The organism is Streptomyces sp. NPDC000941 (assembly GCF_053599555.1).
Genome location: NZ_JBSFMM010000293.1, coordinates 1 through 11,896 on the forward strand (window position 1 = coordinate 1; position 11,896 = coordinate 11,896).

The window sequence follows — 11,896 nt, forward strand, 5'->3', positions numbered from 1 at the left end:
CCCCGGCTCCGGCCGCCCGGCGGCCGCCCCGCTGCCGCGCGCGTCGCGGCTGCTGGACGAGCTGGGTCTGGCGCGGGCCACCCCCGCCTCACTGCTGGCCCGCTGGGCGGCTGCCGCGGACGAGGTCCCGGCCGGCGGCCGGGCCCTGGCCGTCCTGGGCGCGGGCCCGCGCGGCCCGCTCGCCGTCGACCTGGTGGCCGACGGCCCGCATCTGCTGATCGGCGGCGGCCCCGGCACCGGCAAGACAGAGCTGCTGCGTTCCGTTGCCGCCTCCCTCGCGGCCGCCGAGCGCCCCGACCGGCTCGGCCTCGTGCTCGTCGACGGCGGCGGCGCTGAGCGCGGCGAGGGGCTGCGGGTGTGCACGGACCTGCCGCAGGTCTCGACGTATCTGGCGGCCTCCGACCCGGTACGGATGCGGGAGTTCGCCCAGGCGCTCAGCTCGGAGCTCAAGCACCGCGCCGAACTGCTGGGCGACCAGGACTTCACCACCTGGCACGCCCAGTGCTCCGGCGCGCCCACCGCCCACGCGACGGGCGGCTCCGGCACCGCCCCGGCGCGGGGTACGGGCGGCGTCAGCGGGCACGCGGGCGCCGGCGGCGCCTCGCCGCGGAGCGCCGGCGGACGCCTGGGCGGCGCTACCAACAGCACCACGGCCCACCATCTCGACAACCCGGCCCGTGGCACGGGCGGCGCCGCCGGTGGCGGCGGCCTGGCAGGAGGCCCGGCCAGGGGCACACGCTCGGGCGGCGCCGCGGACGCCGACGGCGCCGGCGGCGCCGGCGGTACGACCCGACGCCCCGACGCCCATGCCCACAGCGCGGGCTACGCCCCCGCCCGCGGCGCAGGCGAACCCGGCGCCGGCGACGCGTCGGCCCGCGGCGCGTACACAGCCGCAGAGAGCGGCCCCACCCGCCACCCCGACGCCCCGGCCGGGGGCACGGGCGGGGGCGGGGCGCGGGTGGTCGCGCCGCGGCGGGCCGGTGACCTCGACTCCGCCTCCAGCGGCACCTTGCGGCTGCGCACCCAGCCCGGCGGCGAGCACACGGAGGAGGCGGCGGCAGGGGCCTCGCTGCCCCGGCTCGTCGTCCTCGTCGACGACTTCGACGCGCTGGTCGCCCCCTCCCTGGGCAGCACCGGTCGGCCGGCGGCCGGGTCGGTCGTCCGGGCGCTGGAGGCCGTCGCCCGCGACGGTGCGCGCCTCGGGGTGCATCTGGTCGCGGCGTCCGGCCGCCCGGACCGTACGGCGGACACGGCGGCGGCCGAGCGCGCCGGGCTGTGGATCGCCCTGGAGGCCCGCCCCCTGGCCGCCACGGCCTCCGGAGCGCCCACCGGCTCCGCCGACTCGCCCAGCGGCTCCGGGGCGGCGGAAGCGGCCATCGGGCGCGGCCGGCTGTACCGGCGCCGCGACGACAGCGCGGCCACGCCGTTCCAGGCGGGCCGGGTGACCGGGCGCATACCGCGTACGGCGACGCAGCGTCCCACCGTCGTGGCGGTCGACTGGGAGCGTACGGGCGACCCGCCCACCCGGCGCCCGGTACGGGAGCTGGGCAACGGGCCGACGGACCTGGCCCTGCTCGCCAGCGCGCTGCAGCGCGCGGCGCAGTCGGCTGGCGCGCCGACCGCGCCCGCTCTGATCTGACCGCTACCGTCCAAGTCTCACCGCAACCACGGCCTCCACCGCTCAACCGCGGCGACCAGAACGCCCCTCCCCCATCCGACCCGTCCGACTTTCGGAATTGATCGTCCGATCCTCCTGTCTGACCGCCCTGCCCCGTTCCTTCCTGACTGTTCATCACGGCCCGGTCACAATCGGAGAGTTACCGCAGAAAACGGTATTGCGACGGACCGTGACCGGGCGTAGGACTGTCGGCACGGGATACGGCCGCGGCGGGGGACGGCCGATTTGGGAGGAAAACGGGGATGCTCACACCGCTTCGCAGGAAGCGCCAGCAGCGCCAGCCGGGCCAGACTCGCCAGCAGCGCACGAGGCGTTCGGCGCGAGCCGCGCTCGCCGTCTGTTCGGCGGGGGCGCTGATGCTCACCGCCGCGGGCTGCGGCACCGACGACGGGGAGGCCGACAGTGGCAGCCCACCGCCCGTGACCGTCAAGCTGCCCAACCTCAAGGGCAAGCATCTTGAGGTCACGGCCGTATGGACGGGCACCGAACAGAAGAACTTCACCAAGGTGCTGACGGAGTTCGAGAAGCGCACCGGCGCCAAGGTGTCGTTCGTGCCCAGCGGCGACGACATGGCGGGCTTCGTCGGCTCGAAGATGGCGGGCGGCCAGCCGCCCGATGTCGCGCTGGTCGGGCAGGTCGGCGTGTTGCGCGAGTTCGCGCAGAAGGGCTGGGCCAAGCCGGTCAACGCAGCCACCAAGGCGCAGTTGTCCAAGAACTTCTCGAAGGGCTGGCAGGAGCTCGGCGCGTACAAGGGCAAGCAGTACGGCGTCTATTTCAAGGTCAGCAACAAGTCGCTGATCTGGTACAACACCTCCGCGTTCGAGTACGCGGGGGCCAGGGAGGCGAAGACCTGGAAGGACTTTCTCGCCCAGGCGCAGCTGATCTCCGATTCGGGCACCGACCCGGTTTCGGTCGGCGGCGCGGACGGCTGGACGCTCACCGACTGGTTCGAGAACGTCTATCTCTCCCAGGCGGGGCCGGAGAAGTACGATCTGCTGGCCCAGCACAAGATCAAGTGGACCGATCCCTCGGTGACGCGGGCGCTCAAGACGCTGGCCGAGCTGTGGGGCGCCAAGGGACTGCTCGCGGGGGGCAGGTCCGGTGCGCTGCAGACGGCGTTCCCGGATTCGGTCGTCAAGGCCTTCGCCGACGCCGCCCAGCCGGACGCCGCCATGGTCTTCGAGGGGGACTTCGCCGCGGCCAACGTCTCCGACGCGGGGGCGAAGCTGGGCTCGGAGGCGAAGGTCTTCCCGTTCCCGAAGGTAGGTGCGACCGCCCCGGTGGTCACCGGCGGCGATGTGGCCGTGGCGCTCAAGGACAGCGAGGCCTCGCAGGCGCTGCTGACCTTCCTGGCCTCGCCCGACGCCGCCCATATCTGGGCCCAGGCGGGCGGCTTCATCTCGGCGAACAAGAAGCTCAGCCTGAGCGTCTACCCCAATGAACCGCTGCGCAAGATCGCCAAAGCGGTGATAGACGCGGGCGACAACTTCCGCTTCGACATGTCCGACCAGGCCCCGGCCTCGTTCGGCGGCAAGCCGGCCCAGGGTGAGTGGAAAGCGCTCCAGGACTTCCTGAAGAACCCCAAGGATGTCGAGGGCATCCAGCGCCAGCTGGAGCGCGATGCCGCCAAGGCGTACGGGAACTGACGACGCGACCGGGAGATCCACATCATGTCGACCGCGACAGCGGGCGGCGCGGCAGCACCTGGCCGCGTAGCGCCTGCGCAGGACAAGAACAAGAAGAGGAAAAGTATTACGGGCACCCGGCTGTGGGTGGCGGGGATCTTCCTGCTGCCCGCGCTGGTGCTGCTCGGCGCGCTCGTCGTCTACCCGATCGGCTACTCCGTCTACCGCAGTCTCTTCGACGCGTCGGGCGACGGCTTTGTCGGTCTTGACAACTACCGCGAGATGTTCAGCGACGACGCGACGATGACGGCGATCAAGAACAACATCGTCTGGGTCATCGTCGCCCCGTCCGTGGCCACCGCACTCGGCCTGATCTTCGCCGTGCTCACCGAGCGCGTGCGCTGGGGCACGGCCTTCAAACTGGTCGTCTTCATGCCGATGGCGATCTCGATGCTGGCGGCGGGCATCATCTTCCGGCTGGTGTACGAGGCCGATCCGGACCGGGGCGTGGCCAACGCCATCTGGGTGAGCGTGCATGACACCTTCAAGGAGTCACCACCCTTCCCCGGCGCCCATCCACGGCCGGGCGCCGGGTTGGCCGAGTCGTCGAACGGGGCGTTCACCACCGATGCGACGGCGAAGGCGGGCACTCCCGTCTCGCTGCCGCTGGTCGCCGCCAAGCGCGACGATGTGAGCGGCGCGCAGGACGCCAAGGCCGCGAAGCCGGAGGCCGGGAAGGTCACCGGCACGGTCTGGTTCGACTTCACCAAGGGCGACCGCGGTCAGCACAATGTGCTCGACAAGGGCGAGAAGGCGCTCGCCGACGTCAAGATCGAGGCGGTCAAGGACGGCAAGGTGGTCGCCACGACCACGTCCCGCGCCGACGGTACGTACACCCTGCCGGCCAAGGCGGACGGCGCCGAGCTGCGGCTGCCCGCCTGGAACTTCGGCCAGCCGTACAACGGGGTGGACTGGCTCGGCCCGTCGCTGGTCACCCCGGCCATCATCGGCTCGTACGTCTGGATCTGGGCCGGTTTCGCGATGGTGCTGATCGCGGCGGGGCTCGCGGGCGTGCCGCGCGAGCTGCTGGAGGCGGCGCGGATGGACGGCGCCAATGAGTGGCAGGTCTTCCGGCGGGTGACGGTGCCGCTGCTGGCGCCGGTGCTGTCGGTGGTCGTCGTCACGCTCATGATCAACGTCTTGAAGATCTTCGACCTGGTGTACATCATCGCGCCGCAGACCAGTCAGGACGAGGCCAATGTGCTCGCCCTCCAGCTGTATCAGTCGTCCTTCGGGACGGACGTCAACCAGGGCCTCGGCAGCGCGATCGCCGTGTTCCTGCTGGTGTTCGTAGCGCCCGTCATGTTCTTCAACATCCGCCGGATCCGAAGGGAGCGCCGCCGATGACCAGCGCGGACACGGTCGTACAAGCCAAGCAGTCGCTTGCCGCGCGGATCGCGGCCCGGGCCGGGGGCGGGGTGATGCGGGTCGTCCTCATCCTGATCGGGCTGTTCTGGCTGATGCCCACGGTCGGGCTGCTGCTCTCCTCGCTGCGCGACCCCTCCGAGGTGGCCGTCTCGGGCTGGTGGAAGGTCTTCACCGATCCGGGGCAGCTCACCTTCAGCGCGTACGACGATCTGCTGTCCAACCAGCAGATCACCGACTCGCTGTGGACCACCCTCGCGATCACCATCCCGGCCACGGTCCTGGTGGTGGTGCTCGGCGCGCTGGCGGGCTACGCCTTCGCGTGGATGGACTTCCCCGGCCGCGACTGGTGGTTCCTGGTCGTCGTCGGCCTCCTCGTCGTCCCGGTGCAGGTCGCGCTGATCCCCGTCGCCAAGCTCTTCGGCGAGATCGGCATCTTCCAGACGACGACGGGCGTGGTGCTCTTCCATACCGCCTTCGGCCTGCCCTTCGCGATATTCCTGCTGCGCAACTTCTTCGCGGAGATCCCGCGTGAGCTGCTGGAGGCGGCGCGGCTGGACGGGGCGGGCGAGCTGCGGCTGTTCGTACGGGTCGTGATGCCGCTGGGCGGGCCGGCCATCGCCTCGCTCGGCATCTTCCAGTTCCTGTGGGTGTGGAACGACATGCTGATCGCGCTGATCTTCGCGGACAGCGGCAACCCGCCGATCACGGTGGCGCTGCAGCAGCAGGTGCGGCAGTTCGGCAACAACATCGACATCCTGGGGCCTGGCGCCTTCATCTCGATGGTGATCCCGCTGGCCGTCTTCTTCGCCTTCCAGCGGCAGTTCGTCGCCGGGGTGATGGCGGGCGCGGTGAAGTGACCGGAACTCACTGACCCGGATCCGCTGAGCCACACCACTGAGCCGGTCGGCCCGCCGAGGGCCGGCCGGCTCAGCGTTGTGTGATGGCCCGCACCTGCGGGGTGAGCACCAGCTGCTTGGTACGGCGGTCGGTCGGGTGCGGGCGGCGTTCGATGTGACGCTTCACTTTCCGTCTCCGCTTTACCGACGGCTCCTGGTTGGAGGTAGGACGGCTGGGCGAACCTGAGGACGCCGACCACTTTCTTCGCACCGTCAGCGGCTGATCAACCGTCATGAACCCGTCGGAGGACCAGGACCGCGACACCCCATGAGCCGGCGTCGCCGGCCGGGTTCGGGCGAGCGTCAGCGCCGTCCGCACTGCGAGGTGGACACGGGCACCAGCGGCGCGGGAAGGTGCCGCTTGGCCGGCCACACCCGGTTGCGGGCGACCGTGCGGTAGTACACCGCGTGCCGGGTCCGCGAGGTCTGGAAGGTGCAGTACGAGCCGGAGCTGCTGCTCCAGCGCCCGCCAGGCGAGGTCGGCCTCCTCATGGGCGTAGAAGAACGCGTCCGGCCGGCCGCCGATCTGATCGAGCATACGCATCGACAGCCCGTGCCCGCCGCCGAGGAACGTCGTCGCCTCGTACAGCTCCACCAGCCGGGTGAAAACCCCAGGTCCTGCCCCGCGACCGAATCGAGCAGGTCCCGCAGCTCGGTGGGCCGGTTGCCCATGGTCAGGATGGCGACACGACGCACAGATGACGCACAGCTGAACTCTCCGTTCCTCGTGACCGGTCCCGCGATGCCAACGGCTCGGAAACCGGCCGGTTTGCACAGGCGGTGCGAACGGTTGGGCCGCTCGCGACAAGTGGTTTATGAGGGCCCCGCGCGAGGGCCGTGACAAGGAGCACATGTGGACTCGGATGAGGCGTTGGCGACCCGCTCGAAACGCAGGCCCGCGGCGTTCGAGCCGTTGGTGGACCGTCACTCGGTCGCCCTCCACGCCTATCTGGTGCGGCGGTGCGGCCGGGCCGCCGAGGATCTGCTGGCAGAGGTGTGGCTGGCGGCCTTCGCGCAGCGGGCCGGGTACGACCCGGGGCTCGGGTCGGTGCGGGGCTGGCTGTTCGGCATCGCCCGCAACCATGTGCTGGCCCACTGGCGGCGGGAGGCGTCCAGGGCGTCGGCCGCCACCGAGTACGCCACGGTGGACGGCGGGGACCGGGGGGACGGCGGGGCGGGCTGGGAGGCGGCGGACGCGCGCCTCGACGCCGCCGCGCTGCTTCCCGCGATGCTCACCGCCCTGCGTGAGCTGCCCGAGCCGGAGCGGGAACTGCTGCTGCTGACCGCCTGGGAGCAGCTCACGCCCGCCGAGGCCGCCCGGGTCGCCGGGATCCCGGCGGGGACCGCCCGCTCGCGGCTGCACCGGGCGCGGGCCCGGATGCGGCAGTTGCTCGACGGCGGCCGCTCCGGTGGGCCGGGCCATGGCCGGGCCCACCCGCTCCCGACCGACCCGTCACATCCGCTCGCCGACTCCACCCCCGTCACCAGCCCCGGAGCATGCACATGAACGATCCCCATGCCCACGACGACATGCCCGGCATGGACCGGCTGGTGGCTGCCGGCCAGGTGCCGCCCCCGCGGCCGGAAGTACTGGACGCCACGCGCGAAGCGGTGCGCGCGGCGATCCGCGAGGCCGAGCGCGCGGGAGAGGGCAGGGTACGCGCGTTCGCGCGATCCGGACGGTTCACCGGGACCGGACGGTCCGGCCGCCGGACGGCCTCGCGGACGCTGCTCACGGTGGCGGCCGCCGCCGTGGCCGCGGCGGTGACGCTCGTCGCGGTCGACGGCGGCGATCCGGCGCGCCGCCCCACCACGACGGTCGCCGCGGGTACAGCGCACGACTTCCTGAGCGAGGTCGCCGAGGCTCAGTCGGCGAAGCGGGCCGACTGGGACGACGCCCCCTACTGGAAGATCGTCGTCGACCGCACCACCGCCGACGGTTCCCGCACCGAGAAGCAGACCCTGCTGGCGCACCACGCCGGCCGCCTGTCGCACCTCCGGGTGAAGAGGGCGGACCAGCGGCGCGACAGGCCGTCGGCGGGCCCGGGGCTCTTCCCGGTCGGCACCCGCAGCCTCACCTGGGACGAGGTCAACGCGCTGCCCAGCGACCCGGCGGCGCTGGAGAAGCTGCTGAGGTCCTATCACAACCCCGTCGAGGAGCCCGCCGAGGAGCTGTACGCCATCGTCGGCGACCTCCTCACCTCGCCGGCCTCGCCCAAGCTGCGTGCGGCGCTGTACCAGGTGGCCGCGCGGCTGCCCGGCGTCCGCCTGCTGGACGAGAAGGCGACCGACAGCGCCGGACGGACGGGGAGGGCCGTGGAGCGCGGTGCGGGCAAAGTCGTCATCCGCTACCTCATCGACCCGTCCGACGGGCGGCTGCTGGAGACCGTCGTCATCGCCGCGCGGGAGCTGCCCGCCGTCCCGGCGAGTTCCACCCCGCGGCCGGATTCCGTGACCGGCGGAGTCCCCTGGGGGTTCGACGGGCTCGCCGGCCGGCCCGCCCTCCACCCGGGCGACATCATCGAACGGACGACCTTCCGCACGATCGGTCCCGCGACCACCGACGCCTGGTGACGGACCCTCTCTTTCCCCCGGACACCACCCGCGCCATCACCCCCGGGCCGCAGTCATGGCCCGTCCACAACACATCTCACACACAAGGAGACCGATCAGTCGTGTCCCCCACCCGATTGCTGACCGCCGTACTCACCACCGCGCTGCTCACCGCGGGCGCGGCGGTCCCCGCCGTCGCGGCCCCGGCCGCGGGGTCCGCCGCCGAGCGGCCCCTGGCCGCCGCCGACTGGCAGCAGACGCTCGCGGACGGCGAGAGCAGCCTGCTCGGTGTCGCCCAACCGGACTCCCACACCACCTGGGCCGCCGGAGTGCGCGTCACCTACGAGGGCAGGGGGAGCAAGATGACCCCGCTGCTGATGACCCGTGACGGCAGCGGGGGCTGGACCGAGACCCCCACGGCGCCGCTGGACTCCCGGGTGAACAGCCGGGCCAACGCGATCACCGCGACGTCCGCCCAGGACGGCTGGATCGTCGGCGACGGCAGTGCCGCCCTCGGCGGCATCCTCACCGAACACTGGAACGGCACGTCCTGGGAAGCCGTCACCGCACCCGCGCCGGAGAACACCGAAGTGGACGGGGGCGGGCTGCTCGGCGTGTCGGGGCGGTCGGCCGACGACGTATGGGCCGTCGGCTGGGTCCAGCTGCTCCAGGAGCCGGATTCGAACGACTCCCCATTCCAGGGCCTGGCCGAGCACTGGGACGGGACGTCCTGGACCATCATGCCGCTGCCGGACGTCGCGCAGTCCTGGGTTCTGAACGCGGTGACCGCGATCGCCCCCGACGACGTGTGGGCCGTGGGCACCGACATGATCGACGACCAGCCGATCCTGCTGCACTACGACGGTCGGTCGTGGAAACAGACGCCGACCCCCTCCTACAAGGGGATCAACGGCGAGTTCAACAGCGTGGCGGCCTACGGCCCGAACGACGTGTGGGCGGCCGGCCGGGCGGTGCTCGACGAGGACGACCGGGGCCACGCGCTGCTCGCGCACTGGGACGGCCACGCGTGGAAGCAGGTCGCCACCCCTGCCGATGCGGGCACGGTGCGCTCGGTGACCGCGGCCCCCGGCGGCCCGGTCACGGTGGGATCGGCCGCGGCTGCCACGGACGTCCTTTCGGAGAGCGACGCCTACGGCATGCGGTGGACCGGTTACGGCTGGCGCAACCTCGCGCTGCCGACCGCCTCCGGCACCGAACGCACGCCGTCGGGGGCCGTCGTCTCCAAGACGGGGATCACCGTCGTGGGCAGCATCGCGACCGCCGAAAGCCCCGCGCCCCGGGCCATGGTCCTGACCACCTGCTGAGCCGGCCGACGGGGCGCAGCGGCGCGCGGCCCGGGTGGCGGTGTCCCCGCCACCCGGGCCTGCGCCGCTGCGCCGAACGAGTTGCTTTCCGCGCCTCCCCGGCACGCGTCGCCCCGCATTCTGCGTACGTTCCGATGATGCTGATAAACCACATCCGCACCGCCTCAACCGATGGGATGCGCTTTGCCCCGGTTCAGCGTCATCGTGCCCGCGTATCAGGTCCAGCCCTACCTCCATGACTGCCTGCGCTCGGTACTCACGCAGGACTTCACCGACCTCGAGCTGATCGCGGTCGACGACCGCTCCCCCGACGCCTGCGGCTCGATCATCGACGACGCCGCGGCCCGCGATCCGCGGGTGCGGCCCGTGCATCTGAGCGACAACATGGGGCTCGGCCCGGCCCGTAACGTCGGGATGGGGCAGGCCACCGGGGACTATGTGCTGTTCCTCGACGGGGACGACACGCTCGTGCCCGGGGCGCTGCGGGCGATCGCCGAGCGGCTGGCGGCCACCGGGGATCCGGAGGTGCTGCTGTTCGACTACGCACGGGTGTACTGGACGGGCCGGGCGGAGCGGAACGTACGGGCGGACCTGCTGCGCCAGAGCGGGCCCCGGACGTTCCGGCTGGACGACCGGCCCGAACTGCTGCGGCTGCTGATGGTGGCGTGGAACAAGGCGTACCGGAGGGACTTCCTGGAACGGGAGGGGTTCACCTTCCCGCCGGGGTTCTACGAGGACACGCCCTGGACCTACCCCGTGCTGCTGACCGCCCGTTCGCTCGCCGTACTGGACCGGGTGTGCGTGCACTACCGGCAGCGGCGGCGCGGTGGCATCCTGCGCACGCCCAGCCGCCGCCATCTGGACGTCTTCGACCAGTACGACCGGGTCTTCCTGTTCCTGGACAGCCGCCCGGACCTGGCGCACTGGCGGCCCGCGCTGTTCCAGCGGATGCTCGACCACCTCGCCGCCGTCTTCACCGCGCCCGGGCGGCTGCCGCGCGGGGCGCGCGCCGAGTTCTTCCGCCGGGCCGGGGCGCACCACCGCCGCTACCGGCCAGGCGGCGCGGCCAGCCCGCCGGGGCGCGCCTGGTGGCGGGGGCTGCTGGTGCGTATCGGGGCCCGCCGGGCGTTCCAGTTCCTGCGCGGCGCCGACCGGATGCGGCGGCGGGCGGGGGAGCTGGGGGCGGCCGGGTATGTCCGGGCGCGCGCGGTGGCGCTGCGGGCGCACTACCGGTTGCAGCGACTGCGCCCGATCGACCGCCGGCTCGCGGTGTTCGCGGCGTACTGGCACAAGGGCTACGCCTGTAATCCGGCGGCGATCGAGGCGAAGGTCCGCGAGCTCGCCCCGCATATCCGCACCGCCTGGGTCACCACCCGCGAATACGCGCACACCCTGCCGCCCGGCGTGCGCCGCCTGCACCCCGGCTCACCCGCGTACTGGACCGCGCTCGCCCGCGCCGCGTACCTGGTCAACAACGTCAACTTCACGCCCCGGCTGCGCAAGCGGCCCGGCCAGATCCATCTCCAGACCCACCACGGCACCCCGCTCAAGCACATGGGCCTGGATCTGCTCGACCGCCCGGCCGCCGCCCGCTCCACCGATTTCCATAAGCTGCTGGAGCGGGTGGACAACTGGGACTACAGCCTCTCCGCCAACCGCCACTCCACCCTGGTGTGGGAGCGGGTCTATCCGTCCGGCTACGCCACGCTCGAGTTCGGCTTTCCGCGCAACGACGTCTTCCACCGCGCCACCGCCGAGGACGTGGCGCGGCTGCGGAAGCGGCTCGGCGTCCCGGAAGGCAGCACGGCGGTGCTGTACGCGCCCACGCACCGCGACTACCAGCGCGGCTATCTGCCACGGCTTGACCTGGAGCGGATGGCCCGCGCCCTGGGGCCCGGCTTCACCTTCCTGGTGCGGCCGCACTACTTCTACGAGGCACACGGCGGCCCGGACGAGGCGCGGAGTGGCCAGGTCATCGACGTCTCGGGGCACGCGAGCGTCGAGGAGCTGTGCCTGGCCGCCGACGCGCTGCTCACCGACTACTCGTCGATCATGTTCGACTACGCCAACCTCGACCGCCCCATCGTCGTCCACGCCGACGACTGGGACGTCTACCGCGCCGCCCGCGGCACCTACTTCGACATCACCGCCGCCCCGCCAGGACCGGTCTCCCGCTCCGAGGACGAGCTGATCGACGTCTTCGCCGGCTCCGCCTGGTGCGATCCCCGCTACGACGCCCCGCGCGCCGCCTTCCGGGCGCGCTTCTGCCCGCACGACGACGGGCGGGCCGCCGAGCGCGTGGTGCGGCGGGTCTTTCTCGGCGCGGCCGCAGGCGCGCTGCCGCCCGTCCTCCCGCTCGCCGACCGCCGCCCCGCCCCCCCCCCCCGGGGG

Annotated in this window: 8 protein-coding genes and 1 pseudogene; 8 read left to right on the forward strand and 1 reads right to left on the reverse strand. The window is 72.5% G+C overall.

From position 1 onward, the window contains the following. From ACWDSL_RS48010 to ACWDSL_RS48025, 4 genes are all read left to right on the forward strand, one after another. A partial coding sequence (locus ACWDSL_RS48010) for an FtsK/SpoIIIE domain-containing protein (RefSeq protein ID WP_450495390.1) occupies positions 1-1,639 on the forward strand: 1,639 nt, incomplete at its 5' end. Between the two features lie 281 nt (positions 1,640-1,920). Beyond that, complete coding sequence (locus tag ACWDSL_RS48015) at positions 1,921-3,324, forward strand: ABC transporter substrate-binding protein (protein ID WP_450495391.1); 1,404 nt, start codon at positions 1,921-1,923, stop codon at positions 3,322-3,324. A 24-nt stretch (positions 3,325-3,348) separates the two neighbouring features. Next, positions 3,349-4,710, forward strand: coding sequence for a carbohydrate ABC transporter permease (locus ACWDSL_RS48020; RefSeq protein ID WP_450495393.1), 1,362 nt, complete (start codon positions 3,349-3,351; stop codon positions 4,708-4,710). Then, on the forward strand, positions 4,707-5,588 hold the full coding sequence (locus ACWDSL_RS48025) for a carbohydrate ABC transporter permease (RefSeq protein WP_358640933.1): 882 nt from the start codon (positions 4,707-4,709) through the stop codon (positions 5,586-5,588). The genes ACWDSL_RS48020 and ACWDSL_RS48025 overlap by 4 nt, the downstream gene beginning before the upstream one ends. Positions 5,589-5,913: 325 nt before the next feature. On the opposite strand, the pseudogene ACWDSL_RS48030 reads toward ACWDSL_RS48025, so the two are convergent. After that, a pseudogene (locus ACWDSL_RS48030) lies at positions 5,914-6,210 on the reverse strand (glycosyltransferase family 2 protein); the annotation flags it as partial. Positions 6,211-6,480: 270 nt separating this feature from the next. Here ACWDSL_RS48030 and ACWDSL_RS48035 point away from each other — a divergent pair. From ACWDSL_RS48035 to ACWDSL_RS48050, 4 genes are all read left to right on the forward strand, one after another. After that, the gene (locus ACWDSL_RS48035; protein ID WP_450495395.1) at positions 6,481-7,134 is read left to right on the forward strand and encodes an RNA polymerase sigma factor; all 654 of its coding nucleotides are present in this window, start codon (positions 6,481-6,483) and stop codon (positions 7,132-7,134) included. After that, positions 7,131-8,201, forward strand: a complete 1,071-nt coding sequence (locus ACWDSL_RS48040; RefSeq protein ID WP_450495396.1) for a hypothetical protein — start codon at positions 7,131-7,133, stop codon at positions 8,199-8,201. The genes ACWDSL_RS48035 and ACWDSL_RS48040 overlap by 4 nt, the downstream gene beginning before the upstream one ends. A 101-nt stretch (positions 8,202-8,302) precedes the next feature. Further along, positions 8,303-9,505, forward strand: coding sequence for a hypothetical protein (locus tag ACWDSL_RS48045; RefSeq protein WP_450495398.1), 1,203 nt, complete (start codon positions 8,303-8,305; stop codon positions 9,503-9,505). A gap of 183 nt (positions 9,506-9,688) precedes the next feature. Continuing rightward, positions 9,689-11,896, forward strand: a 2,208-nt coding sequence (locus ACWDSL_RS48050) for a bifunctional glycosyltransferase/CDP-glycerol:glycerophosphate glycerophosphotransferase (RefSeq protein WP_450495400.1), incomplete at its 3' end; no start/stop codon positions are given.